Genomic DNA, 24,474 nt, shown 5'->3' with positions numbered 1-24,474 from the left:
TAAAAATCAACCAGAGGAGATAACCTCTGGCTGATTTATGTATGTGGTTAGCTATTGCTGGTTGTACTTTGCTTATGAAACAGTTCGCGAAAGACCGGATAAATATCATCCTGGTCGCGGATATGCTGCATCGCAAAGTTTTCAAACGTTGATTGCAGATGTTCGTATTCACGCCACAAGGTCTGGTGCGCGCGACGGGTGATTTCGATATAGCTATAATATCGCACCATCGGCAGCAGTTTTTTCGCCAGAATCTCATGACACAACGGGGAATCATCCGCCCAGTTATCACCGTCCGAGGCCTGTGCGGCATAGATGTTCCACTGAGCCGGGTCGTAACGGTCTTTTACCACTTCATCCATTTACTTCAGCGCGCTGGAGACAATAGTTCCCCCGGTTTCCTGAGAGTAGAAGAACTCGTGCTCATCCACCTCTTTCGCCTGGGTATGGTGGCGAATATAAACCACTTCCACGTTTTTGTAGGTCCGACTCAAGAACAGATACAGCAAGATATAAAAACGCTTGGCCATATCTTTGGTCGACTGATCCATTGAACCGGAGACGTCCATCAGACAGAACATCACTGCCTGGCTGGAAGGATCGGGCCGTTTTTCATAATTCTTGTAGCGTAAATCAAAGGTGTCGATAAACGGCACGCGTTCGATTTTTGCCCGTAGTTCGGCAATCTCTTTGCGTAACCGTTCCTCTTCCAGCAACTGCGCTGGTTCACTTTTTGCGATGGTTTCCAGATCCGCTTCGAGCGCATGCAATTCGCGACGCTTACCTGCCGTCATCGCTGTGCGGCGCGCCAGTGAGTTTTGCAGGGAGCGCACCACGCTGATGTTGGCAGGCACGCCGTTAGAGGTGAAACCTGCCCGGTGCGTTTTGTACTCCGTTAACTGACGCTGCTGATTCTGCTTCAGGTTAGGAAGTGCTAAATCTTCGAACAACAGATCGAGATATTCATCTTTAGAGATCTGGAAGACGAATTCATCCTGACCCTCGCCATCCTGGCTGGCCTGGCCTTGTCCGCTTCCTGAACCACCGCCGCCGCCCTGCGGGCGTTCAATGCGGTCGTTCTGCACAAAATGGTCGTTACCCGGATGCACGCGATGGCGCAAGCCGCCACGCCCCTGATGGAACATCGGTTCGCTAATATCATCAGTCGGAATAGAGACAGATTCGCCGCTATCCACATCAGTCACCGAACGCTTGTTAATGGCCTCGGAGATCGACTGTTTAATTTGCGATTTATAACGGCGTAAGAAGCGCTGGCGGTTTACCGTGCTCTTGTTTTTGCCGTTAAGACGCCGGTCAATAAACCAGGTCATAAGCCCCCCGTACTGCATTTGCCAACTTTATGCTACATCAGTAACGCCGGATGCGCTGAGCATATCCGGCCTACGGATGTGTATTGTAGGCCCGGCAAGCGTACGCGCCTCCGGGCACTTTTTTTAAGACGATTTACGTACGCGCAAATACCATTCGCACAGTAAACGTACCTGCTTACGCGTGTAGCCTTTTTCCATCATCCGGTCGACAAAATCGTCGTGTTTTTTCTGCTCGTCAGTTGAGGTTTTGGCGTTGAACGAAATGACCGGCAGCAGCTCCTCGGTATTGGAGAACATTTTCTTCTCAATGACCGTGCGCAGTTTTTCGTAACTGGTCCAGTTTGGATTTCGACCGCTGTTATTCGCTCTGGCACGCAGAACAAAGTTGACGATCTCGTTACGGAAATCTTTGGGGTTACTGATACCCGCCGGTTTCTCAATTTTCTCCAGTTCTGAGTTCAACGACTCGCGGTCAAACAGCTGACCGGTATCCGGGTCGCGATACTCCTGATCCTGAATCCAGAAATCCGCATAAGTGACATAACGGTCGAAAATGTTTTGTCCATATTCGGAATAGGATTCGAGATAAGCCGTCTGGATCTCTTTGCCAATGAACTCAGCATATTTCGGGATCAGATAGCCTTTCAGGAACTCAAGGTAACGTTCAGCCAGCTCCTGCGGGAACTGTTCGCGCTCGATTTGCTGCTCCAGTACGTAGAACAGATGCACCGGGTTAGCTGCCACTTCGGCGTGGTCAAAGTTAAAGACGCGTGAGAGGATCTTAAACGCGAAACGCGTGGAAAGACCGTTCATTCCCTCATCGACCCCAGCGTAATCCCGATACTCTTGATAGGACTTCGCTTTTGGATCGGTATCTTTCAGGCTTTCCCCATCGTAAACACGCATCTTCGAGTAAATGCTCGAGTTCTCAGGCTCTTTCAGGCGAGAAAGAATGGTAAAGCGAGAGAGTGTTTCCAGCGTGCCCGGTGCGCAAGGCGCATGGGTCAGCTCACTGTGGTTAAGCAGTTTTTCGTAAATTTTGATCTCTTCGGAGATCCGCAGGCAATAAGGCACTTTGACGATGTAAACACGGTCAAGGAACGCCTCATTGTTTTTATTATTACGGAACGTCACCCATTCGGACTCGTTCGAGTGGGCAAGAATAATTCCGTTAAACGGCAGGGCAGAGATACCTTCTGTCCCGTTGTAGTTTCCTTCCTGGGTTGCGGTCAGCAGAGGATGCAGCACTTTAATTGGTGCTTTAAACATCTCAACGAACTCCATAATCCCCTGGTTTGAGCGGCACAGTGCGCCCGAATAACCGTAGGCATCAGGATCGTTCTGGGCGTGGTGTTCGAGTTTACGAATATCCACTTTCCCGACCAGCGCAGAGATATCCTGGTTGTTTTCATCACCAGGCTCCGTTTTGGCAATAGCGATCTGCTCCAGAATAGACGGCCAGACTTTGACAACGCGGAATTTTGTAATGTCCCCGCCAAAATCATGCAGACGTTTTGCAGCCCAGGGCGACATGATCGTACCGAGATAACGACGCGGGATCCCATACTCTTTTTCCAGGATCTGCGCGTCTTCCTGTGGGTTAAACAGGCATAACGGATGATCGTTTACCGGGCTACGCTCGCCGTTGGCGCTCAGGACATAAATCGGTACTCGCTGCATCAGCGACTTCAGCCGCTCAGCAAGAGATGATTTCCCCCCTCCCACAGGCCCCAGCAGATACAGAATCTGCTTCTTCTCTTCCAGACCCTGAGCCGCATGCTTCAAATAAGAAACAATCTGCTCAATGGCCTCTTCCATGCCATAAAACTCTTCAAAAGCGGGGTATCGTGCAATCACCCGATTCGAAAAGAGTCGAGAAAGACGAGGTTCGTGGGCAGTGTCGACCATGACAGGCTCACCAATAGCCATTAATAGCCGCTCTGCCGCATTGGCATAAGCGCTGCGATCTTGCCGACAAGTGGTAAGAAACTCCTGCAGCGTGAACTCTTCGTCCTTGGCAGCTTCATAACGCTGGCGATAGTGATCGAATATATTCATGGTATGCCGTCCTTTCGTTTTTTTAGCACATGTTAAGAGCCGTTCATATGAATAGTAGAGGCCCCTGAAGAGGTAAACTGAACGACGTCGCTGCTGAAGAAACAAGCAACTCTCATGCCATTGTGGTGGTCAGGAGATCAACGTATTCGGTGATACACCTTCTAAAATTAAGCGTAGATGGCATTTGCAAAACTTGCCTGTGTGCGCAAATGAATTTCAATGGCATATCAATAACTCATCAGCAAAAAAAGCACATCTTTTGTAAATCTATGGGGCAGGATTCATGCGGTGTTCACTGTCCTGCAAGCAAAATGTCATCACTCGCTGAGAAATTAGGGGGTTACATTCTGGGGCGAATCCGTAAAATAGTTGGGCTGAAGCGTATTGACGGTTAAACTTTGACCGCTACACATTTAAATAAGGAATTATTGACTGTGACCAAACTCAAACTTCTGGCACTTAGCGTGCTTATCGCCACTTCCGCTAACGTCGCACAGGCAGAGAGCAACCTGACGCTGGGCGCAGGCGTTGGTGTGGTTGAGCACCCTTACAAAGATTACGATAGTGACGTTTACCCGGTCCCGGTTGTAACTTATGAAAGCGATAACTTCTGGTTCCGTGGTCTGGGCGGTGGTTACTACCTGTGGAATGACGATACCGATAAGCTGTCGGTGATGGCCTATTGGTCGCCAATGTACTTCAAACCGGGTGACAGCGATGACAACCGTCTGCGTAGTCTGGATAAACGTAAGAGCACCATGATGGCTGGCCTTTCTTACATTCACAACACGCAATACGGTTTCCTGCGTACCAGCCTTGCAGGCGATACGCTGGATAACAGCAATGGTATTGTATGGGATCTGGCGTGGTTATACCGCTATACCAATGGCGGTCTGACGTTGACTCCGGGGATTGGTGTCGAGTGGAACAGTGAAAACCAGAATGAATACTATTATGGTGTTTCACGCCATGAATCTGCCCGTAGCGGCTTGCGTAGCTACGATCCTGAAAGCTCCTGGAACCCGTATCTGGAGCTCAGCGCAAACTATAACTTCCTGGGCAACTGGAGCGTATACGGTACTGCGCGTTATACCCGCCTGTCTGATGAAGTGACAGACAGTCCGATGGTGGACAAATCCTGGACGGGTCTGATTTCAACGGGTGTTACCTACAAGTTCTGATACCACTGTGTGTCAAACAGTCGCCCGCAGAGATGCGGGCTTTTTGTGCATATCAGAGATGAATATTGATCCAAAACATGTGATTTGATTTTTTGTGCTGTTTTGGCATTACATCGGCCGCAACAAATAGTTAACGTATTTTTCCTGCCGCAATTACCAAAATTAAACCTGTTGTTTGATGAGACTGAAATCTATTCGTTTGTGAATGGAGGAGTATCTGTACAGTTTCACGAATCATTGTTCTGGGAGAGTGATTTCTGGTTTCGCAATATATTGATAATATTCTATTTTATAATCACGGTATAATTTTATCGTGAAACTCTCGCCACTAAAAATAGCAAGATAACTATTTTATTGTTTTTGTGTGACGATGAAAGTTAACTTTCATTTGAAAAAATAAAATCATTAAGTTAATTTTTATTTTACATCTTTTAGGTATTTATCTGAAAAAATTAAAATTGACATTAAATAAGCGATTGCAGATATTACTCCAACTTAATAAGTAAAGACAGTAACGCTGCATGGCTCAGATATTAAATGTCATGTGGTTTTCTTGCGAATAAACCTGGTAGAGATAATGAAAAAGTTAATCATGATAGCAGTGATGGGTGGGATTCTGACGGGATGTTCCACCGAGGCTTCACGCATGAGTGCTTGCGAAAGCAAGGGCGTGAGCCGCGATGCCTGCTATATCGCTGAGCAAAACCGTCAGGCGACAATCAATGCCGTAGCTGAAAAACAAGCTATGGAGAACGCGCAAAACGTATATAACTCAAATGATACTAATTCCAGTCATCACCACAAACACAATAATTATTAAGGTGTAACTCATGAAGAAATTAATAATTATCGCTGTACTGGTCGCAACATCTGCGGCTGCACCAGCCTATGCCATCAGCGAGGCTTACCGTCAGCAGTTACAGCATGAACATAAAACGATGGTCAGCGATGCTAATGCTCCGGTGCACGCCAGTAAAATCACACCCGTGCATGTGAATAAACTGGGCGTAGACTTTAAACGTGGCGCTGATGGTATTGCTTATATTAATGGCAAAGCGGCGGCAAATGATGAGAACAATGCAGATGCTCAGTCTTATAGCGCGGGCTTGATTTCCGTCATTGTCTATAAAAATGGGAAAATTAACGCGATGAAAGAGGGGAAATATTTAGGTCGCTTAAAATAACCGCAGTGCAGTTAAGATTTTCTGTCATTCGGCCCGGGAGCATAGTTTGTTCCCGGGTTTTTTATTGCCGTTGCCATAGCGGTCAACTTCCAATCTTAGAGGGTGCAATTTGTGCACCCTAACAGGACACATACCAGTTGTTTTGCTTTACTGTGGTGCATTAACACAGGAGGGTGCGATGACAGCGAAACAGGTGATGTTTACAAAGCAGGTATCGCTGCCTGCTATTGGGCAGGGAACATGGTACATGGGCGAGGATCCTGGCCGACGCCGGGAAGAGGTTTCAGCGCTGCGGGCTGGTCTGGATCTCGGTCTGCGGTTGATCGATACCGCCGAAATGTATGCAGATGGTGCAGCGGAAGAGGTAGTGGGTGAAGCATTAACCGGGCGTCGTGATAGCGCTTTTTTAGTCTCGAAAGTATATCCCTGGAATGCCGGTGGTCAGAAATCCATTGCCGCCTGTGAAGCGAGCCTGCGTCGACTAAAAACCGATTATCTGGATCTCTATTTGCTCCACTGGACGGGCAGTTTTTCATTTGCTGAGACCGTTGATGCCATGGAAACACTCATTGCGCAGGGGAAAATCCGCCGCTGGGGCGTCTCTAATCTCGATTACGATGACATGCAGGCGTTATGGCAAGTCACAGGTGGGCGGGAATGTGCCACTAACCAGGTGCTTTATCATTTAGCATCGCGCGGTATTGAATATGATTTACTGCCGTGGTGCCAGCAGCAGCAGATGCCGGTCATGGCTTACAGTCCGCTGGCTCAGGCGGGGCGATTGCGCGGTGACTTGCTTTCTCACTCTGTGGTGAACGACATCGCGCACGCGCACAATGTTAGTGCTGCGCAGATTTTGCTGGCATGGGTGATTCGTCTGCCGGGCGTGATGGCGATTCCAAAAGCGGCAAGCATAGCGCATGTCGAACAAAATGCCGCCGCGCTGGAGATAACGCTCTCTGTTGATGAGCTGAAGCAGCTAGATAAGGCATATCCAGCGCCAAAGGGTAAAACGGTGCTGGATATGGCCTGATTTGCCGAATGGCGATGCTCACGCTTCTTATCCGGCCAACGCAATGTTTGGTAGGCCGGATAAGGCGCAAGTTCCGTCAGGCTACAGACACAATTTTAGCGTTTAGCAACGCGGATAGTTTGTGCCAGGCGTGATGGTTTTTCTTCGCGGGTTTTCTGCGGCGCGGTCGCGTAAGCCGTCTCTACGCAAACAAAGGTTTTATAGCCGTCATCCGGCATGTCGCCCATGCTAACGGACAGCGCCGGACCCGGGTTCCAGCCCACGACATTCAGATGGTGATGATGGACGACGTCGATATTGCGGTTGAGCGCATCATCATGGATAACGCTGCACGCTTGCGGATTCAGATAGACACGATCGGTGCGGTCCGGGAAGGTCTGGATACCATCAGCCAGCACATCTTCTTTAGCATCATTCACTTTGTCGATCAGGCGATCGCCAAGTCCACTGACTTTTACTGCCGCAATGTCACCGACGTTGAAATAGGTATGCAGCGCAGAGGTGGTTTCAAATTCACCGTGGGCTTCCAGTTCCATTTCACAGGTGGCACCTACTTTGAAACGGGCCAGCAGGCAGAACTCGTGCGGCCATAGCTGACGCGTTTCAGCGTTGCTTTGCAATTCAAACGTTAGCGCCACGCCATTGTCGTCTTCGTTGTGCGCTTTCAGCGTCCATGGCAGGTTGCGGGCAAAACCATGAGAAGGCAGGCCCTGCTGAGCAGCCGGACCAAACCACGGCCAGCAAATTGGTACGCCGCCACGCAGCGCTACGCCGGTTTTAAACGGGGTATTGTTACTTAGCCACAGGACTTCCTCTTCGCCGTTGGGTTTCCAGGAAAGAAAATGTGCGCCCTGCAGTGCGAAAGATGCTTTAACCTGTGGATGATCGACCACAAGAATCTCAAGTTCATCAAGCTGGCGGCGGGAGAGGACCGGGGTAATTTGTTCGATTACCGGAAGTGCAAAAATTTTATTAATCATTATGCAATCCTTTTTTTTACCCTAAATAATTCGAGTTGCAGGACGGCGGCAAGTGAACGATCCCGATGAGCTTACAGAAGTAAGTGATTCGGGTGAGAGAGCATTGCCAACACACCGGTAACTTGAAGTATGACGGGTATCTTCAGGCAAAAAAAAGAGCGACCTGAGTCGCTCTTACAGATTACTGTTTCATCTCAACTTATTTGGAGATGTGAGCAATCAGGTCCAGAACTTTGTTGGAGTAGCCGGTTTCGTTGTCGTACCAGGATACCAGTTTCACGAAGTTGTCGTTCAGTGCGATACCAGCTTTAGCATCGAACACGGAAGTGCAAACTTCACCGTTGAAATCGGTAGATACTACGTCGTCTTCGGTGTAACCCAGAACGCCTTTCATCGGGCCTTCGGAAGCAGCTTTGATTGCTTTCTTAATTTCTTCGTAAGAAGCAGCTTTTTCCAGACGAACGGTCAGGTCAACAACAGATACGTTCGGGGTAGGAACGCGGAACGCCATACCTGTCAGTTTGCCGTTCAGTTCTGGCAGTACTTTACCTACAGCTTTAGCAGCACCGGTAGAGGACGGGATGATGTTCTGGGATGCGCCGCGGCCGCCGCGCCAGTCTTTGTGAGACGGGCCATCAACGGTTTTCTGAGTAGCGGTGGTCGCGTGAACAGTAGTCATCAGACCTTCGATGATGCCGAAGTTGTCGTTGATAACTTTAGCCAGCGGAGCCAGGCAGTTAGTGGTGCAGGAAGCGTTAGAAACGATGTCCTGACCTTCGTATTTGTCAAAGTTAGCGCCTTTAACAAACATCGGAGTGTTATCTTTGGACGGACCAGTCAGAACCACTTTTTTCGCGCCAGCAGTGATGTGCTTACGAGCGGTTTCATCTGTCAGGAACAGGCCAGTAGCTTCAGCTACTACGTCAACACCAACTTCGTCCCATTTCAGGTTAGCCGGATCACGTTCAGCGGTAACACGGATTTTTTTACCGTTTACGATCAGATGACCGTCTTTCACTTCAACGGTACCGTTGAAACGGCCGTGAGTGGAGTCATATTTCAGCATGTAAGCCATGTAGTCAGCGTCTAACAGGTCGTTGATTGCAACGATCTCGATGTCAGAGCGTTCTTGAGCAGCACGGAAAACAATGCGACCGATACGGCCAAAACCGTTGATACCTACTTTGATAGTCATATATTCCACCAGCTATTTGTTAGTGAATAAAAGGTTGCCTGTAAAATTACAAAAACCTTACGCAGCGTCAAGCGGAATCGTGTCAATCATTGCGACAAATCAATCTGCTGCTTAAGCTTTGCGCAACTGACTCGCCTCACTCTTCCTTTGGGCTTGAAACCACATGGGGTCGGCGGCCCGAATTTTAAAGGGCAATCAAGATAAAAACGTGATTGTGATCACGAATTGCAGGCTGCCATTTCGCACGGATCAAGTTTAGAACAAAAGTTCGCACTCTGGTGTTAATGTTTTGTTAGAATCTGTCTCGCGATGTGAGTTTAGATAAAGCGAGATGTGAGCAAATGGCTAATCAACCTTCTCCAGAAGAACTAAAAAAAAATTTAACCGAAATGCAGTTCTACGTGACGCAGAATCACGGGACAGAACCGCCATTTACCGGGCGTTTGCTGCACAACAAGCGTGACGGCATCTACCACTGTTTGGTCTGCGACAAACCGCTATTTCGTTCCGAGACAAAATATGACTCTGGCTGCGGCTGGCCCAGTTTTTACGAGCCTGTCAGCGCAGAGGCTATCCGTTACATTAAAGATACTTCACACGGCATGCAGCGCATTGAAATCCGCTGTGGTAACTGTGATGCGCACCTGGGGCACGTCTTCCCGGATGGTCCGCAACCTACCGGTGAACGTTACTGCGTTAACTCAGCGTCTTTGAACTTCACCGATGGTGAAAACGGTGAGCAGACCAAAGGTTGAAGAAACGATTCAGCAAATTATTCTACGGAGAGTGGATTTAACATGAATCTTGATGAGATGATCAACAGCATGACGCCGGAAGTTTATCAGCGCTTATCAACTGCCGTTGAACTCGGAAAATGGCCGGATGGCGTGGCGCTAACGGCAGAACAAAAAGAGAACTGCTTACAGCTGGTGATGTTGTGGCAGGCGCGAAACAATATTGACGCGCAGCATATGACGATTGATACCAACGGTGAGATGGTGATGAAGAGTAAGCAGCAGTTGAAAGTGGAGTTTGGTATTACGCCCGAACCCATTGCGACGTTTAAATCCTGATTACTCAGGCCCGGCAAACATCTATGTCGGGCCCGCAGTTGAAGTTATTTCTTGTTCATCATCGCCTTCAGATCGGCGAACGGATTATATTTCGCTTCGCCCACCGCTTTCTGTGCATCTTCGCCTGCAACCACCGTTGAACCATACTGGTCCGCTTCCGTATATTTGGAATGTTCGTGATCGTGGCAGTACAGGCACAACATTTCCCAGTTGCTACCATCTTCCGGGTTATTGGAGTGATCGTGATCGATATGGTGTACCGTCAATTCGCGCAAATTTGAGTACACGAACTCACGGGAACAACGTCCGCAGACCCAGGGGAAGAGTTTAAGCGCCTTTTCCCGGTAACCGACTTCCAGACGGGCGTAATTTTTAGGGATAAAAGCCATAAAGCTCATGCCTCCAGTAGAAAATGAAAAGCTGCGCCAAAAGCTGGCGCAGCAGAATGCGATAATCATAACCTATTGTGTCAGGCGTTGGGATCAGTGTTTGATGCCTAACGAATCGGCTAACTGCTTAGCCAACTGGTTTTGGTCATCCGCACCGTATTCCCAGAACATGGCGCCTCCCAGCCCCTTGCTCTTGATGTAGTCAGCCTTGATCGCTACCGAGCGCGGGTTTTCATAGGAGAGGGCAAAGAGCGCTTTTCCCTCCACAGACTGCACTGACAGCCACGGCACTTTTGCTTCATCATCCCAATGCTGGCTAAAGCGCTTTTGCGGATCGTTGATCAATTTCGCCACAATGTCGTTGTACTTCACATAGGTATCTTTGCTCAGATCGACGCCCAGTGATTTGAACAATTCAATTTGCGCGGGCTCGAAATAGGGCTGGGTAACAGGATTTTTCTGTGCGTCAGGTTTGCTCCAGTCAATGCCAGGCTCAACAGCGCGTTTCGGTACGCGACCATAAAAACCAATGCCCAGGTTCATCTGACTCGCTTTTAGACCGGCAGCAAGATAGTTGTTGACCACAAAATCAGCGCTGTACTTATCCGCCGCGGCAACCGTCGGCCATTGTGTCGAATCGTACAGGTTCGAGTTGAAATACTGCGTACCGTAAGCCATGTCATAGGTCATCAGGTTTATGTAGTCGAGCGATGGCGCAATGGCTTTCACATCCACCCAGCTTTTCGGGCTTTCCGCATTTGCGCCCACGGCGATAGTCAGTAGTTTTTTATGCCCCAATGCGGCGCGGAGTTCTTTTAACAGCGCGGTAAAGTTAGCTCGGTCGGCCGGTTGACTTTCGACCAGTCCCCAGGCGCCGTTGACCGGGTATTCCCAGTCGAGGTCGATGCCATCAAGGCCATATTTCGCAATTATCTCCTGAGCAGACTGAATAAACACCGCGCGCGATTCTTTCGTTGCCGCCGCGCCTGAGAATCCACGTGCCCCCCAACCACCGACGGAAAGCAATACTTTCAGGTTCGGATTCTGTTTACGCAGCTGTGGAATTTTCAGTAAATCATCCTGCACTTTCGGTGAAAGCCAAATCTGATGCAGCTTGCTGGCGTCTTTTAAGGCGTCATTGGTCTCGTCTTTTTCGTTGTTGTAGACAAGGCCAAACGAATAGTTGAGATGGGTTATCTGACGAACATCCAGTTTATTGATGTCGCCACCAGGACCGGCAGTGACGTCGCCGCCACCATTGAAGTAGCCAACTGACATCAGTGAACTGGCGGAAACAACGCTGGCGCAAAGCAGGGGTAATGCTGCCAACAAAGGCAATAGTTTCATCGGTGTTCCTCTTTGACATTTAAACAAGCAAACACGCCACGGAAATGGCGTGGCGAAAAAAACAGCACCTGCAGGTTAACAGTTTCATAACAGGAAAAATGCGAAGGTGTTCACGTCATGTTGGCGAAGCGGCAAACCATTTCTGGTAGGTTGTATCGGTTGGGGCAAACATTACTGATTGTTGACGCAAGTCCTTTTTCTGGCCTACAGATTTGCATACATGCGCAAATTCAATAGGCCGGATAAGGCGTTTTAAAGTATTAGCGCTGGGTTTCCAGCCAGTCATCAAGCGTATACAGCGTCGCGCCCGCTGCGGCCATTTCCATAAACGCCTCTGCACTGTCCTGGGGTTGAATATTGACGCCACGGCAGCCGTCGGTAATAACGCTGACGGTATACCCAAGATCGAGCGCATCCAGAACGGTGAATTTAACGCAATAGTCGCTAGCCAGACCCATGATAATAAGCTCAGCAATACGGTGTTCGAGCAGCCAGGCGTTCAGCGCGGTTGCCTGACGACGACCGTTATCAAAAAACGCACTGTAACTGTCGACCAGCGGGTTCTCGCCCTTGGTGAAGGTTTTCGCTATTGCACGCTGGTTCAGCAGCGGATGCAGGGCCGCCCCTTCGCTGTTTTGCACGCAATGATCGGGCCAGAATGTTTGCGCCAGACCATCCAGTTGTCCCTGACTGTAGGGGGCGACCTGATGCTGGCTGGCAAAACTACCGTGATTAGCCGGATGCCAGTCCAGACTGGCAACAACCGTGTCGCCGCGTAGGGCGCACCAGTCAATCAGACGGTTGGCAATCTCGATTGTGCTGTCGCCTTGCGGAACAGCGAGAGCGCCGCCGGCACAAAAGTCATTTTGTAAATCGACCAACAGTAAGGCTCGGGCCATGGGCATAGACTCCTTTATTCGTCCGGGGTGAGCTCGCCGCGCAGATTTTGCGTCATTGCTTCACGAATGCTCTGCACATCCAGTCCCTGACTGAGTAAATAATGCAATTTGGTGAGCGTGGCTTCGACGGTCATATCCGCGCCGCCAATCACGCCAGCGTGGGCGAGGGCATTACCCGTCGCATAGCCACCCATGTTTACCTTGCCGGACATACACTGGGTCAGGTTCACCACCACAATGCCACGTGAGCTCGCATCTTCAAGTTCTTGCAGAAACTCTTTATTTTGCGGTGCATTGCCCACGCCGTAGGAGCGCAAAATTAACGCTTTCACCGGCTGGCGCAGGAAGTTACGCACCACATCAGCGGAGATACCTGGGTAAATGGTGACTACGCCAATCGGTTGTGGAGTAATAGGATGAACAATCAGTTCACCTGCGCCGTGCGGTGCTGGCGGAGTTCCCAGTCGACGGATGTGGATCCCGGCTTCCAGTAGCGGCGCAAGGTTGGGTGAGGCAAAGGCGTCAAAGCCATCGGCGTGCGCTTTAGTGGTACGGTTGCCGCGAAACAGTCGATTGTTGAAAAACAGGGTTACTTCATTGATCGGGTAATTTGCCGCAACGTACAGCGCATTGAGCAGGTTGATTTGCCCGTCTGAACGTAGCTCTGCCAGCGGGATTTGTGACCCTGTCACAATTACCGGTTTACCCAAGTTCTCCAACATAAAAGAGAGCGCTGAAGCCGTAAACGCCATGGTGTCGGTGCCGTGCAGAATGACAAAACCATCGTAATCGTCGTAGTGCGCTTTAATGTCTTCCGCAATATGCTGCCAGTCTTCCGGCGTCATGTCGGAGGAATCCATCAACGGGACGTATTCGTGGATGGTGAAGTCTGGCATCTCCGGGCGGTGGAATTCAGGCATCAATGCCAGTTGACGCTGGAGATGACCAGAAACAGGAATATAACCCTGTTCTGAGCGCTGCATACCAATGGTACCGCCGGTATAGGCAACGTAAATCGATTTCTTTTGCATGACTTTTCTTCTGTCTCAATGAAAACCCCTCTTCATCCCGAAGAGGGGGCAATTGTTAGCGAACGTTGGCGCAGGTCAGGCAAAACGCATATCGGTTTTGCGGATCGTTAAACGCGGCCAGCTTATCGCTTTCCGCTTTAACTGCACTGGCCGCAGAAGCAAACGGCGCCGGGAGCATGGCCTGAATAGCTTTGGGCAGCACGGCGCGAACGGAGCCTGACATGCTGTCCATTACCATATCGACGAATGTCGGTTCATCCTGATAATACGCAATGTGCCACTGTTTCAGCTTGGCAAGCTCAGCCGCTTTCGCGATGGCGTCGTCAAAATCACCGAGGCTGTCTACCAGTCCGTTGGCTTTCGCATCCTGACCGGTCCAGACGTGACCCTGCGCGATTTTGTCAATCTGCTCAGGGGTTGTCTTACGTGCATCCGCGACCAGCGTGATAAAGCGCTTATAGCCATTTTCAATGCTCAATTGCATCATTTGCTGCACTTCAGGCGGTAACGCTTTGGTGATGGAGATATCCGCCAGCGGGGAAGTGGCCACGCCATCGGTATGTACACCAATGGAATCCAGGCTGTTTTCTACGGTGTTGATCACACCAAAGATCCCGATTGAACCGGTTAAAGTGCTGGGGTTTGCCACAATGTAACTGGCTGGGGTGGAGATCCAGTAGCCACCGGAGGCCGCCATGCCGCCCATAGACACGACAACCGGTTTACCCGCCGCTTTTGCCGCAGCCAGCTCAGCACGAATGACTTCCGAGGCGCTGACGCTGCCGCCAGGACTGTTAACGCGCAGTACAATAGCTTTCACTTTCGGATCGAGACGCGCTTCGCGGATTTGTGCGGCAGTGGTGTCGCCCCCCACATTTCCTGGGGTTTCTTCACCGTCCATAATCGCGCCGTTCGCGAAGATAACGCCAATGCTGTCTCCGGTATCCGCCGGTGTTTTCAGCGAATAATCGTAATAGCTGACGGCGCGATAGTTTTTATCCGCTTTGCTCCAGCCAAACTGTTTGGTCAGCATTTTTTCGACTTCGGCGCTGGAGGCGAGTGCATCCACCAGTTTGTTGTCGAGCGCATATTTCGCCGTATCTCCATCGACCTTCGTCAAACCGTCCAGCATCGCCTGTGCGCCTGGGAACACCTGCTGAGCTGGGATCTGGCGGTTGGCGGCGACCGTGTCGAGATAGTTCTGCCACAGCTCGCCGATCCAACGACTGTCGGCTTCACGCGCGGCAGGAGACATATCATCGCGGATAAACGGCTCTACGGCAGACTTATAGGTCCCGACGCGGAACACGTGCGTGGAAACTTTCAGCTTATCGAGCAGGGACTTGTAGTACAGACCGTTGGTGGCAAAGCCGTGCAGATCAACGGAACCCTGCGGAGAGAGGTAAATTTTGTTAGCAAAACTGGCGAGGTAATACTGCCCCTGGCTGAAGTTATCGCCCACGGCAAAGACCGGTTTACCGCTGTCGCGGAATTCCCGCAGTGCTTTGCCGATATACTGCATGGAAGGCTGGTCTGCCCCGGCAAAATTTTTCAGATCCATCACGATGCCGGTGATGTTGCGATCATCTTTTGCCTGGCGAATCGTATTCACGATATCGAAAAGGGAGTTTTCCTGCAGACGATCGGAACTGGCGCCAAACAGCTGACGGCCAATAACGCTTAAACGACTGGTGCTCGAAGGCTTATCGACAATCACCCCGGAGATATCCAGCAGCAGCGCGCCTCGCTCAGCGTGTTCGCTGGTGTTGCTGCTGCTGACCTGCATCCAGATGCCCACGCCAACCAGCACCAAAAAGATGAAGAACAGGTTAAGCACAAATTCACGGACGAAATTGAGTAATCGCCATGTCCATTTAAAAAATCCGGCAATAAATCGCCACAGGGTTCGCATGTATTCTCCCTACCAATTAACAACACGCCACCCCGAAATCCCGGAGAAAGGCGATAAGATGAGGCTATCGTAATGACCCGACAGGCACTTGTCAGCAGGAATCACCGCCTGTGCTGTAACAAAATCCGCTCACGTGTTAATTTTGTGAACAAATTTCATTGTTGGAGTTAAGCAAATGGATGCACTCGAATTACTTATGACCCGTCGTAGCGCCTCTCGTCTCGTCGAACCGGCCCCGGCAGGAGAACAACTGCAAAATATTCTGCGTGCGGGAATGCGCGCGCCGGACCACAAAACGCTGCAACCGTGGCAATTTTTTGTCATTGAAGGCGAAGGGCGTGAACGCTTTGCCGCCGTGCTTGAAAAAGGCGCTATTGCATCTGGCAGCGATGAGAAGGCCCAGGAAAAAGCGCGCAGCGCGCCGTTTCGCGCGCCGCTGATTATTACCGTGGTGGCGAAATGTGAAGCAAACGACAAAGTTCCGCTATGGGAACAGGAAATGTCTGCCGGTTGTGCGGTGATGGCCATGCAGATGGCTGCCATTGCCCAGGGCTTTGGCGGTATCTGGCGCAGTGGCGCATTAACCGAAAGTGAGGTCGTCCGCGAAGCGTTTGACTGTCGCCCACAAGATAAAATCGTCGGTTTTCTCTATCTGGGCACACCACAGTTGAAAGCATCCACGACGATTACCCTTGCCGATCCGAGCGCATTCGTCCGTTATTTCTGATATCAACGGCAAAACTGTCTGGATTATGAGCAAAGGCACCCGAATTCAGACAGTCACTCTTACCACATCATGGAATGAGCGCTACCATATCCGGATTGCAATGACAGGAGATGTCCATGAGCGAGCAAGCTATTCGTTTAACGCAATACAGCCACGGAGCCGGTTGCGGTTGTAAAATTTCCCCAAAAGTGCTGGAAACCATCCTGCACAGTGAGCAGGCGAAGTTTGTTGATCCAAACTTACTGGTGGGTAATGAAACCCGCGACGACGCGGCTGTATACGATCTGGGAAACGGCACCAGCGTAATCAGCACCACTGATTTCTTTATGCCGATTGTCGATAATCCGTTTGATTTTGGCCGCATCGCCGCCACCAACGCCATCAGCGATATTTTCGCCATGGGCGGCAAACCGATTATGGCAATTGCTATCCTGGGCTGGCCGCTTGATAAGCTGGCGCCGGAAATCGCCCGCGAAGTAACCGAGGGCGGACGCTTTGCCTGCCGTCAGGCGGGTATCGCGCTGGCGGGGGGGCACTCTATCGATGCCCCTGAGCCTATCTTTGGTCTTGCGGTAACCGGCGTTGTTCCAACTGAACGCGTGAAGAAAAACAGCACCGCCGAGGCGGGATGCAAGCTGTTTTTGACCAAGCCTCTGGGTATTGGTGTCCTGACCACCGCAGAGAAAAAATCGCTGCTGAAGGACGAGCACAAAGGGCTGGCGACGGAAGTGATGTGCCGGATGAACATTGCCGGGGCGGCATTTGCCGATATCGACGGCGTGAAAGCCATGACCGACGTTACCGGTTTTGGGCTGCTGGGGCATCTGAGCGAGATGTGTCAGGGGGCCGGCGTTCAGGCGCAGATCGTCTACCAGGCTATTCCTAAGCTGCCAGGTGTTGAAGAATACATCGCGCAGGGCGCGGTGCCAGGCGGTACCCAGCGTAACTTTGCCAGCTACGGACACCTGATGGGTGAAATGCCGCAGTCGGTTCGCGATCTGCTCTGCGATCCGCAAACTTCCGGTGGTCTGCTGTTAGCGGTAACGCCGGAAGCTGAAGCCGAAGTTAAAGCGGCAGCTGCGCAGTTTGGCATCGACCTCACTGCGATTGGTGAGTTAGTGGAAGCTCGTGGCGGTCGCGCCATGGTTGAGATCCGTTAACTCGATGCGGTTGTTTATTGCCGAAAAACCGAGTCTGGCGCGCGCTATCGCCGATGTGCTGCCGAAGCCGCATCGCAAAGGTGACGGTTTTATCGAGTGCGGAAACGGGCAAGTGGTGACCTGGTGTATTGGTCACCTGCTTGAGCAGGCGCAGCCAGATGCCTACGACAGTCGTTATGCTCGCTGGAGTCTGGTTGATCTGCCGATTGTCCCGGAAAAGTGGCAACTGCAGCCGCGTCCCTCGGTGACCAAACAGCTCAACGTTATTAAGCGATTTTTGCATGAGGCCAGTGAAGTCATTCACGCAGGTGACCCCGATCGTGAAGGACAGCTGCTGGTGGATGAAGTGCTTGATTACCTGCAACTGGCCCCTGAAAAGCGCCAGCAGGTGCAACGCTGCCTGATTAACGACCTCAACCCGCAGGCCGTCGAGCGGGCGATTGAGCGTCTGCGCGCCAACAGTGAGTTCATCCCCCTTTGCGTGTCGGCACTGGCGCGAGCGCGGGCGGACTGGCTGTACGGTATCAACATGACGCGCGCTTATACCATTCTGGGGCGTAACGCGGGCTATCAGGGCGTACTTTCGGTCGGGCGCGTGCAAACGCCGGTGCTCGGACTGGTTGTGCGCCGCGATGAAGAGATTGAAAACTTCGTTGCCAAAGACTTCTTCGAGGTGAAAGCGCATATCGTGACGCCCGCCGATGAGCGGTTTACCGCTATCTGGCAGCCGAGCGAAGCGTGTGAGCCGCATCAGGATGAAGAAGGGCGCTTGCTGAATCGCTCGCTGGCTGAACACGTGGTAAACCGCATTAACGGTCAGCCGGCGATTGTCACCAGCTATAACGATAAACGGGAATCAGAATCCGCGCCGCTGCCGTTTTCGCTGTCGGCGTTGCAGATTGAAGCGGCGAAACGCTTTGGCTTAAGTGCGCAAAACGTTCTGGATATCTGCCAGAAGCTGTATGAAACCCATAAACTGATCACCTATCCGCGTTCGGATAGCCGTTATCTGCCGGAAGAACACTTTGCCGGACGTCACGCGGTGCTGAACGCGATTAGCGTCCATGCGCCGGATCTGCTTCCGCAACCGGCGGTCAATCCCGATACGCGAAACCGCTGTTGGGATGATAAAAAAGTGGATGCCCACCACGCCATCATTCCAACCGCGCGCAGTTCGTCCATCAACCTGAACGATAATGAAGCGAAAATATACAACCTGATTGCCCGTCAATATCTGATGCAGTTTTGCGCGGATGCGGTATTCAGGAAGTGCGTTATTGAGCTGGACATCGCGAAAGGTAAGTTTGTCGCCAAAGCCCGTTTTCTGGCAGAGGCCGGATGGCGTACGCTGCTAGGCAACAAAGAGCGCGACGAAGATAACGACGGGACGCCGCTGCCGGTGGTGGCAAAAGACGACGAGCTGCTGTGCGAAAAAGGCGAAGTGGTTGAACGACAGACCCAGCCTCCGCGGCATTTTACCGATGCCACGCTGCTGTCAGCGATGACCGGAATCGCGCGCTTTGTGCAGGATAAAGATCTGAAAAAGATCCTGCGCGCAACGGACGGACTGGGAACGGAAGCGACGCGCGCCGGGATTATCGAGCTGCTGTTTAAGCGTGGTTTCCTGGTGAAAAAGGGGCGCTATATCCATTCTACCGATGCCGGAAAAGCGCTGTTTCATTCGCTGCCTGAAATGGCGACGCGTCCGGATATGACTGCGCACTGGGAATCTATCCTGACCCAAATCAGCGAAAAACAGTGTCGATATCAGGATTTCATGCAGCCGCTGGTGGGGACGCTGTATCAGCTAATCGATCAGGCGCGCAGCACGCCGGTACGACGCTTCCGTGGTATTGCCGCACCGGGTAGTAGTGGTGGTGACAAGAAAAAGAGCGCGCCGCGGAAACGCACGGCGAAAAAAAAACCGCCATCTGAAGAGGCGGGTCTGTAATGCGCTCTTAGGCTTGATAAGGCATGTGTGCCGCATCAAGCCTACGGGAACAACAGATCTGAATTAAATCACACCCTGGCCCAACATCGCGTCGGCAACTTTCACGAATCCCGCGATGTTGGCGCCACGTACGTAGTTGGTTTGCTTGCTTTCGCCGCCGTACTCGACGCAGGCATGGTGAATATCCAGCATGATGTGGTGCAGGCGCGCATCCACTTTCTCCGCTTTCCAGCCCAGACGTGCGGCGTTCTGCGCCATTTCCAGACCGGATGTCGCTACGCCTCCCGCGTTGGCCGCTTTACCCGGCGCGAACAATACACCCGCTTCCAGGAACAGATCGGTGGCCTCGATGGTGGTAGGCATGTTTGCCCCTTCGGCGACAGCCTTCACGCCGTTGGCGATCAGCACGCGTGCCGCATCGACATCAAGTTCGTTCTGGGTGGCGCACGGCAGGGCGATATCAACCGGAACAGACCACGGCTGTTGGCCTTCCAGATAGGTCAGGCCAAATTCGCGGGCGTAATCCGCCACGCGGCCGTCGCGGCTGTCTTTGATCGCGCACAGACGCGCCAGTTTTTCTTTGGTAAATCCGCTTTCGTCGACCACGGTACCGCTGGAGTCGGAGGCGGTGACTACTCGCGCGCCAAACTCCATGGCTTTCTCAATGGCGAATTGCGCCACGTTACCGGAACCAGAGACGGCCACGCGCATGCCTTCAAAGCCCAGACCATGGCGTTTGAGCATCGCTTCGGTGAAGTACACCAGACCGTAGCCGGTAGCTTCCGGGCGAATCAGGCTGCCGCCGAAAGAGAGACCTTTACCGGTAAAGACGCAGGCGCTGTTGTTGGACAGTTTTTTCATCATCCCGGCCATAAAGCCGACTTCACGACCGCCTACGCCGATATCGCCCGCCGGAACATCGGTATCGGGCCCTAAATGGCGGAACAGTTCGGTCATCAGCGCCTGACAAAAACGCATGATTTCGCCTTCGCTTTTACCTTTAGGATCGAAATCGCTCCCGCCTTTACCCCCGCCCATTGGCAGCGTGGTGAGGGCGTTTTTAAATGTTTGCTCGAAGCCAAGGAATTTCAGGATCGACAGGTTCACGGAAGGGTGGAAACGCATCCCGCCTTTGTATGGGCCAATGGCGGAGCTAAACTGCACGCGCCACGCGCGGTTGACCTGCACCTGATTGCGATCGTCCAGCCAGACGACGCGGAACTGGATCACGCGCTCCGGTTCAACCAGACGTTCCAGCAACGACATCTGACGATAACGCGGGTTTTGCTCGAGGAAGGGCCACAGTGTCGTCATTACCTCACGAACGGCTTGCGCGAACTCGGTCTGATTCGGGTCGCGCTTTTGCACATGGTTAAGGAATGACTCCAGAGAACGTGTCTGATCCATAGATATAAATACCTCTTATGTATTGATATGGTTATATTTTTGATTTTTGTGTTAAGTGTTTTGCAGTTTTTGACTATAACATCAGCAGTGTGACGGGACGCAAGAAAAAATTAACCGCGCTAAGTAAATTAATATTGCGGCGTGGGTCATAACCAAAAGCGATGATGGCAAGGGCTAAAGTTTCTGCCGGTTTATACCGTTATACTGAGCATAACTGTCAGTCAAAAAGGAAAGAATATGCGCCGTATAATCATGGCAGGAGCGTTGGCACTGGTGTCCAGCGCGACGCTGGCAAATCAGCTCTATCGCCCGGACGTGCAGGTGAATGTCCCGCCGGAAGTGTTCAGTTCCAGCGGTCAGCGGGCGCAACCCTGTAGTCAGTGCTGCATTTATCAGGATCAAAACTACTCAGAAGGGGCGGTGATTAAAGCGGATGGCGTTTTGCTTCAGTGCCAGCGCGATGATAAAACGATCAGCACGAATCCGCTGGTCTGGCGTCGCGTAAAAGGATAAACGCTTCTAATAGCGGGATATCGGCAGGCGCCAGCGGATAACGCAGCGCCTCTTCGGGTGAACACCAGACGATATCCTGATGCTCATACGCTCTCAGCTCCCCCTGATATGACGGTACATGCCAGGCATGTAAGTGAATGAGTCGGCCTGAAACCTCGCGTTGATGGCTGGCAATGTAGCACTCAACGACCGCCTCGATGCCCAACTCTTCACGCAGTTCACGGATCAGCGCCTCTGGCTGACTTTCCCCCGGCTCAACCTTACCGCCAGCAAACTCCCACATACCTGACTGATCCGCATGCTGCGGGCGTTGAGCCAGTAAAATTTTGCCATCACGTTCAATGATAGCGGCGACCACGTCGAGGGTTTTCATTATATTCATCAAGATCTAACGGTAGAAAATGACATACTATCGCTATCTTTGTTTTATCTAAAGTATTCAGGAGCCACCGTTGAACGATCCTCAGTCGTGGGTAAAACCGTTAACGCGTATCCCTTCCAGTTTGCAACCGCTCGTTGCTACACAGAAAAAACATTATGGCGATGTGCTGCATCCCACGCGCTGGTGGGGGCGGATGCCGTTCCTGTTCTGGCTGGTGGCGCTGTTTGTCGGGTTTCTGGAGCGTAAAAAGGCGCGCCTGTCGCCGGTGATGCGCGCGCTGTTGATGACCCGCGTTTCTCAGGTGTGCCACTGCGCTTTCTGCGTTGACGCCAACAGTTTACGGCTGGCTGAACGCTGCGGCGCGCTGGATAAAGTCTTACAGGTTGCCAACTGGCAAGAATCAACGCTATTTAGCGCAGAAGAACGTGTAGGGCTGGCCTATGCTGATGCGGTCACCGCAACGCCACCACAGGTTGACGATGCGCTGAAAGCGCAGATGAAGCAGTATTTTACCGATGATGCCATTACTGAAATGACCGCGCTGATTGCGTTTCAAAATCTCTCGGCGCGTTTTAATGCCGCTCTCGATATTCCCTCCCAGGGACTGTGCGACAGTTTTAAAGGACGCCCGCATGCTTGACCGCCATCTTCATCCGCGATTAAAACCGCTTTTACATCGCTGCGTGGGCATCCTTGATCAACCGGCGATTACCCCGGACGGACTTACGCTGGTCGGTTTTGCTATTGGCGTGCTGGCGTTGCCATTTCTGGCGTTAGGCTGGTATATGGCGGCGCTGGTGGCCATTGTACTCAATCGGCTGTTTGACGGGCTGGATGGGGCGCTGGCACGGCGCAGAGGACTAACGGACGCGGGAGGATTTCTCGATATCTCGCTCGATTTTCTGTTTTACGCCTTAGTGCCGTTTGGTTTTATTCTTGCTGCGCCGGCGCAAAATGCGCTGGCAGGCGGTTGGCTGTTGTTCGCGTTTATTGGCACCGGCAGCAGCTTTCTGGCCTTCGCCGCGCTGGCGGCAAAGCATCAGATTGATAACCCCGGTTATGCGCATAAATCGTTTTATTATCTGGGCGGACTGACCGAAGGAACCGAGACGATTTTGCTGTTTGTGTTGGGATGTCTGTTCCCGGAATATTTTGCCGTAATGGCGTGGGTCTTTGGCGCGCTGTGCTGGATGACGACGTTCACCCGGCTCTGGAGCGGATATCTGACGCTGAAAGCGGTCCAACGTCAGGCGTAACGTAGTGCGTTGCCGGATGCGCTTCGCTTATTTGGCCTACAACGATGGTTTATGTAGGCTGGGTAAAGCGCTCTCGCTGCATCCGGCAACAATGACAATCTTACTTGCTGGCGTCCGGACCCCGTTCACCGCTGGCGATCGGGTTTTTCGGAGAGCTGCTCCACTCATACCAGCCGCCGTCGTAGACGGAGACGTTTTTCCAGCCCATTGCGCGGGCATACATAAACGTTTCCGAAGCACGCCAGCCGGTACCACAATAGAATGAGACCTGTTGCTCTGGCAGGATATTCCATTGCTTCCACATGGCGGCGATGTCATCGGCGCTGCGCATGGTGCCATCCGGATTATGGAAATCTTCCATGTGGGTGGAGTCGCTGCCTGCATGGCCCCAACGCGCCCCTGCGATCTCACCTTTTGGCTTAATGTAGCTATAGCCGCTGGTCGTACCGATAAATTCCGGCCATGAACGAATGCTCACCAAAGACGCATCCTGGCGATGCAGCAGACCGCGAGCCTGTTCCATATCCAGCATCAGTTGCGGTTGGGCAGGGATCGTCACGCCGAAATCAGGTTCAGGCTTCACCGTTGGTGCAGTACCGCGTTCGACCGGTAAACCTGAGTCAGACCAGGTCTGCCAGCCGCCGTCGAGCAGACGAACATCTTTCACACCTGCATACAGCATAATTTGTGCCACGCGCGCGGCGGCGTAGACATCGCGGCCGTATAAAATCACCGTGGTGTCGTGGCGGATGCCGTGTTTCGCCAGCATCGCTTTGAGCTGCGCGTCGGACACTTTATTCCACAGCGGTTCGCTTTCGACTTCGTTGGTATCAATGTAGCCCGCGCCAGGGATATGGCTGAGCAGATACAACTTCGGCGCGCCCCAGGCGGCTTCAATCACTTTCCAGTCACCGGCCGGTTTGGCGGTCACCTCTTTACCCTGCTGAAGGTCGTGCAGCCACTGCGGGTAAACCAACTGTTCGAAGTGCGGCAGACGTTGCAGGCGGGCAGGGTCCGTAAGCGCATCGCTGAGGGTTGAGATAGCGTTAAAGCCGACTTTCTGCAGGCGGGATTTGACGGCCTGCATGTCAGTATCGCTGCCATACAATGCCACCGGCGCGTCGGTTTTCAGGTGATGTGCCTTAACCCAGGCGCTGAGTTGTTCATCATTCATCTTGTCGAGCCAGGCGGCAGACAGGTTCAGTGCGGAAGGCTCGTGTCCTGAAGGACCATTAAGCGATTGCGGCCAGCCGTTATAAAAAGCGCTCTGACGGGTATCGATCGCCGCGCCTTGCTTTTGCTGTAACTGGTTGAGGGTGAGCGTCTGTGCTGTTTCAGCAGCCCAGGAAGAAGCGCAAGCGAGCCCTAAAGCCAGTGCCAGCGCGGTCATTTGAGAAACACGTTTCATCGAATAGCCCGACGTTGAAAAAGAGGACGACATTCTGTGCCGCCAGTTAAGTAAAAA

The 24,474-nt window shown here is 52.0% G+C and carries 23 protein-coding genes and 1 pseudogene; 12 read left to right on the top strand and 12 right to left on the bottom strand.

All coding sequences use genetic code 11. From position 1 onward, the window contains the following. Positions 1 to 47 precede the first annotated feature (47 nt). Both HV350_RS14420 and yeaG read right to left on the bottom strand, forming a co-directional pair. Positions 48 to 1,331: pseudogene (locus tag HV350_RS14420) on the bottom strand (YeaH/YhbH family protein). A 123-nt stretch (positions 1,332 to 1,454) separates the two neighbouring features. Beyond that, a complete protein-coding gene (gene yeaG / locus HV350_RS14415) occupies positions 1,455 to 3,389 on the bottom strand; it encodes a protein kinase YeaG (RefSeq protein ID WP_016152810.1) in 1,935 nt (644 codons plus the stop codon). A 434-nt stretch (positions 3,390 to 3,823) separates the two neighbouring features. Here yeaG and HV350_RS14410 point away from each other — a divergent pair, with 434 nt between their 5' ends. The 4 genes from HV350_RS14410 (at position 3,824) to HV350_RS14395 (ending at position 6,787) form a co-directional block, all read left to right on the top strand. Beyond that, positions 3,824 to 4,570, top strand: a complete 747-nt coding sequence (locus tag HV350_RS14410) for a MipA/OmpV family protein (RefSeq protein WP_016152811.1) — start codon at positions 3,824 to 3,826, stop codon at positions 4,568 to 4,570. Positions 4,571 to 5,147: 577 nt separating this feature from the next. Then, the gene (locus HV350_RS14405; protein ID WP_019076610.1) at positions 5,148 to 5,390 is read left to right on the top strand and encodes a hypothetical protein; all 243 of its coding nucleotides are present in this window, start codon (positions 5,148 to 5,150) and stop codon (positions 5,388 to 5,390) included. A 10-nt stretch (positions 5,391 to 5,400) separates the two neighbouring features. Further along, the gene (locus HV350_RS14400) at positions 5,401 to 5,754 is read left to right on the top strand and encodes a hypothetical protein (protein ID WP_016152813.1); all 354 of its coding nucleotides are present in this window, start codon (positions 5,401 to 5,403) and stop codon (positions 5,752 to 5,754) included. Between the two features lie 178 nt (positions 5,755 to 5,932). Further along, on the top strand, positions 5,933 to 6,787 hold the full coding sequence (locus tag HV350_RS14395) for an aldo/keto reductase (protein WP_181628774.1): 855 nt from the start codon (positions 5,933 to 5,935) through the stop codon (positions 6,785 to 6,787). Between the two features lie 95 nt (positions 6,788 to 6,882). Here the strand turns inward: HV350_RS14395 and HV350_RS14390 are convergent, their stop codons facing one another. Further along, positions 6,883 to 7,767: a D-hexose-6-phosphate mutarotase gene (locus tag HV350_RS14390; RefSeq protein WP_181628772.1), complete on the bottom strand. Its 885-nt coding sequence runs from the start codon at positions 7,765 to 7,767 to the stop codon at positions 6,883 to 6,885. 199 nt (positions 7,768 to 7,966) lie between these two features. Beyond that, positions 7,967 to 8,962, bottom strand: coding sequence for a glyceraldehyde-3-phosphate dehydrogenase (gapA, locus tag HV350_RS14385; RefSeq protein ID WP_003030697.1), 996 nt, complete (start codon positions 8,960 to 8,962; stop codon positions 7,967 to 7,969). 341 nt (positions 8,963 to 9,303) lie between these two features. Between gapA and msrB the strand changes: the two genes are divergently transcribed. Both msrB and HV350_RS14375 read left to right on the top strand, forming a co-directional pair. After that, a complete protein-coding gene (gene msrB / locus HV350_RS14380; protein ID WP_016152816.1) occupies positions 9,304 to 9,717 on the top strand; it encodes a peptide-methionine (R)-S-oxide reductase MsrB in 414 nt (137 codons plus the stop codon). Between the two features lie 42 nt (positions 9,718 to 9,759). After that, a complete protein-coding gene (locus HV350_RS14375; RefSeq protein WP_016152817.1) occupies positions 9,760 to 10,035 on the top strand; it encodes a YeaC family protein in 276 nt (91 codons plus the stop codon). Between the two features lie 44 nt (positions 10,036 to 10,079). Here HV350_RS14375 and yajD read toward each other — a convergent pair whose 3' ends face one another. The 5 genes from yajD to sppA all read right to left on the bottom strand — a co-directional run bounded on the left by yajD (position 10,080) and on the right by sppA (position 15,613). Further along, the gene (gene yajD / locus HV350_RS14370) at positions 10,080 to 10,424 is read right to left on the bottom strand and encodes an HNH nuclease YajD (RefSeq protein WP_003832478.1); all 345 of its coding nucleotides are present in this window, start codon (positions 10,422 to 10,424) and stop codon (positions 10,080 to 10,082) included. A gap of 93 nt (positions 10,425 to 10,517) precedes the next feature. Next, on the bottom strand, positions 10,518 to 11,771 hold the full coding sequence (locus tag HV350_RS14365; protein ID WP_049271252.1) for a glycoside hydrolase family 18 protein: 1,254 nt from the start codon (positions 11,769 to 11,771) through the stop codon (positions 10,518 to 10,520). Between the two features lie 260 nt (positions 11,772 to 12,031). Continuing rightward, the gene (gene pncA / locus HV350_RS14360; RefSeq protein ID WP_094761837.1) at positions 12,032 to 12,676 is read right to left on the bottom strand and encodes a bifunctional nicotinamidase/pyrazinamidase; all 645 of its coding nucleotides are present in this window, start codon (positions 12,674 to 12,676) and stop codon (positions 12,032 to 12,034) included. Positions 12,677 to 12,684: 8 nt separating this feature from the next. Next, entirely contained in the window at positions 12,685 to 13,701 is a 1,017-nt protein-coding gene (ansA, locus tag HV350_RS14355) for an asparaginase (RefSeq protein ID WP_016156311.1), read from the bottom strand. A 55-nt stretch (positions 13,702 to 13,756) separates the two neighbouring features. After that, a complete protein-coding gene (gene sppA / locus HV350_RS14350; RefSeq protein ID WP_181628771.1) occupies positions 13,757 to 15,613 on the bottom strand; it encodes a signal peptide peptidase SppA in 1,857 nt (618 codons plus the stop codon). Between the two features lie 175 nt (positions 15,614 to 15,788). Between sppA and HV350_RS14345 the strand changes: the two genes are divergently transcribed. The 3 genes from HV350_RS14345 (at position 15,789) to HV350_RS14335 (ending at position 19,451) form a co-directional block, all read left to right on the top strand. Further along, positions 15,789 to 16,340: an NAD(P)H nitroreductase gene (locus tag HV350_RS14345; RefSeq protein ID WP_016152830.1), complete on the top strand. Its 552-nt coding sequence runs from the start codon at positions 15,789 to 15,791 to the stop codon at positions 16,338 to 16,340. Between the two features lie 116 nt (positions 16,341 to 16,456). Beyond that, positions 16,457 to 17,500, top strand: a complete 1,044-nt coding sequence (gene selD / locus HV350_RS14340; RefSeq protein ID WP_016152831.1) for a selenide, water dikinase SelD — start codon at positions 16,457 to 16,459, stop codon at positions 17,498 to 17,500. 4 nt (positions 17,501 to 17,504) lie between these two features. Then, positions 17,505 to 19,451, top strand: coding sequence for a DNA topoisomerase III (locus HV350_RS14335; protein WP_181630663.1), 1,947 nt, complete (start codon positions 17,505 to 17,507; stop codon positions 19,449 to 19,451). A gap of 63 nt (positions 19,452 to 19,514) precedes the next feature. On the opposite strand, the gene gdhA is transcribed toward HV350_RS14335, so the two are convergent. After that, on the bottom strand, positions 19,515 to 20,858 hold the full coding sequence (gene gdhA, locus HV350_RS14330; RefSeq protein ID WP_016152833.1) for an NADP-specific glutamate dehydrogenase: 1,344 nt from the start codon (positions 20,856 to 20,858) through the stop codon (positions 19,515 to 19,517). 252 nt (positions 20,859 to 21,110) lie between these two features. On the opposite strand from gdhA, the gene HV350_RS14325 reads away from it, so the two are divergent. Next, entirely contained in the window at positions 21,111 to 21,371 is a 261-nt protein-coding gene (locus HV350_RS14325; protein ID WP_170973731.1) for a YnjH family protein, read from the top strand. Here the strand turns inward: HV350_RS14325 and HV350_RS14320 are convergent. Next, positions 21,331 to 21,744 (bottom strand): pyrimidine (deoxy)nucleoside triphosphate diphosphatase, encoded by a 414-nt coding sequence (locus tag HV350_RS14320; protein WP_181628769.1) that lies wholly within the window; start codon positions 21,742 to 21,744, stop codon positions 21,331 to 21,333. The two genes, HV350_RS14325 and HV350_RS14320, sit on opposite strands and share 41 nt — an antisense overlap. Positions 21,745 to 21,823: 79 nt before the next feature. On the opposite strand from HV350_RS14320, the gene HV350_RS14315 reads away from it, so the two are divergent. Together HV350_RS14315 and HV350_RS14310 are read left to right on the top strand one after the other, a co-directional pair. Then, positions 21,824 to 22,393: a carboxymuconolactone decarboxylase family protein gene (locus HV350_RS14315; protein ID WP_016156315.1), complete on the top strand. Its 570-nt coding sequence runs from the start codon at positions 21,824 to 21,826 to the stop codon at positions 22,391 to 22,393. Then, on the top strand, positions 22,386 to 23,009 hold the full coding sequence (locus tag HV350_RS14310) for a CDP-alcohol phosphatidyltransferase family protein (protein ID WP_181628767.1): 624 nt from the start codon (positions 22,386 to 22,388) through the stop codon (positions 23,007 to 23,009). Before HV350_RS14315 ends, HV350_RS14310 begins: the two co-directional genes overlap by 8 nt. Positions 23,010 to 23,109: 100 nt before the next feature. Here the strand turns inward: HV350_RS14310 and HV350_RS14305 are convergent, their stop codons facing one another. Then, positions 23,110 to 24,417, bottom strand: a complete 1,308-nt coding sequence (locus HV350_RS14305) for a sulfurtransferase (RefSeq protein ID WP_047418447.1) — start codon at positions 24,415 to 24,417, stop codon at positions 23,110 to 23,112. Positions 24,418 to 24,474: the final 57 nt, after the last annotated feature.

It is taken from the genome of Citrobacter sp. RHBSTW-01013 (assembly GCF_013781985.1).
In the GTDB taxonomy this organism is placed as follows: Bacteria; Pseudomonadota; Gammaproteobacteria; order Enterobacterales; family Enterobacteriaceae; genus Citrobacter; species Citrobacter braakii.
The sequence above is the reverse complement of the archived record's forward strand: the minus strand, read 5'-3'. Positions and strand labels throughout refer to the sequence as shown.